Consider the following 1,768-nt stretch of genomic DNA (forward strand, 5'->3'; position numbering starts at 1 on the left):
GCTGTCGTCATCGTGTGCCTGTTTTTATTGCTTTTTGTCGTTATTTCGGGATTCCATGTCGGCAGGTCGAGAGCTTTGTCCACCGCTTTGCTGAGTATTCCGGGGATGGAGGGCAAACCTGGGAATCAGTGGATTTAAGTGGGGCACCTGTAGTGACAGTAAAAACGACTAGTGATTTCCAGCCCAACATAAAGATCGAAGACTCCATGGCTAAGTCAAAGAAGATCAAGGCTCTCCTGAAGGATTTCCTGAAAGGTGCTGATTTAACACAACAACAAACTCTGGCTAAAGCGTGTGGCGTGAGCCCGGAGAAACTGAACAAAGCCCTTGAGACAAACAGTGCATTACCGGAAATTAATCTAAATATTTCCAAAATAGTCAAGAACCTATGGGAGGAAAACAATTTAAGCAGTTTTTCCGTGGGCGTCTCATTACTGGTGTTGCTTGAGACAAAAGAATTGACCAAGGACGAGATATTATTGCTCAGTATTACGACTGATATAGGTGGGAATGTCTCTGAACCAATGTCAGAGGCAGTAAGAAAAATAGTGTCAAACAACGATGAAGATCAAATCATTGAACAACTTAAGTTACTTCATTCAAAAATGATTCTTCAGGCCGGAACAAGCACTGCCCTCTGGTTGAATTCAATGGTGGATATACTGAAAGGCAGTGACTTAACTAAACCTTCGGTTATTCACTTTGCCAGCGAAGCCCTGAAATTGGATTGGCTGGATCCACCGTCGACCGATGATTTGAATAGGGTCAAGATCGATGAGTATCACCGGCTATTGGTAAGCTTGGAAGCTGTTGATGAACTGAAAGTTAAAGCAGCCCACTGCCTGAAAAAGTGGTACAAGGAATATTTGTCCAAGGAAAAAGATGGCCATATATGGTTGTTATCTTGTGCACACTACCAAGAGGAAGAAAGTAGTACCATGTTTGTCACTCATGGTCATGATGGGTTTTCGCCATTTCTTAAAAGTGCAATAGCCTGCTTATCTTTACAGACTTCCTGGTCGGACGAACCTGAGGGCATTCCAAATATAGAGCGAATGCTGGTGCAGCAGCCTGCGTTCAGGAAGTTAAACTCAGGCAGGGCGAGCCACCGACCGGTGATTATCCTGGGGCAACCTGCCTGGGACAGCACAGTGATTAACGAACAAGCCGACGCTCTGTTTCAACGAAAAGTTGAGAACAGCCCTGACCTGAAGCTGTTATTGGAAAAAATCAAATTGAAGTCCTCTGAGGTGTCCTCGGAGGATCAAAGGCGTTTAGATGATTTAAGAGACAAATACCAGCAAGCGATTCAGCAGGCCTTCAGTTATTACCTGTATGAAGTAACACACTCAAAGGGCAGTAGTTTAACGTATTGTTGGGCTGAAGCTTCCATGTGGAAGTCCAAAATGAAAAATTTCTATGGCTCTCATGAGCCATCCTCACCAGAAAAGTTGTTTGACATGATGTCTCATATTAATAGCTCTTTATCGTTTCAGAATTCTATTAATGATGCTTACTTACGGGAGGTACACAATGCCAGTAACGCTCTGGTGCTCAAATCCCGTGAGCTGACAAAAATTGCCGAAGAGTTTTTGAGCAGTATGAATTTGAATTCGATTTATGACGCATTGGATGCGTGATAACCATTGGGTCATGATGAGCTTTTCGAGATCGGTGATTTCCTTCAATGATTCCGGCTAACCATCCAAATGAAACTTTAGGTCTTTCTTAAGGTCATATTATTAAACACTTTCAATACAGTCCTTCA

Annotated in this window: 1 protein-coding gene; it reads left to right on the top strand. The window is 43.0% G+C overall.

The features are described from left to right. The coding region (locus KDK19_RS14980) for a hypothetical protein (protein WP_257287496.1) at nt 1–1,640 on the top strand (1,640 nt) is incomplete at its 5' end. Nucleotides 1,641–1,768 lie beyond the last annotated feature (128 nt).

The sequence above is a fragment of the Endozoicomonas sp. ONNA1 genome (assembly GCF_024606325.1).
In the GTDB taxonomy this organism is placed as follows: domain Bacteria; phylum Pseudomonadota; class Gammaproteobacteria; order Pseudomonadales; family Endozoicomonadaceae; genus Endozoicomonas_A.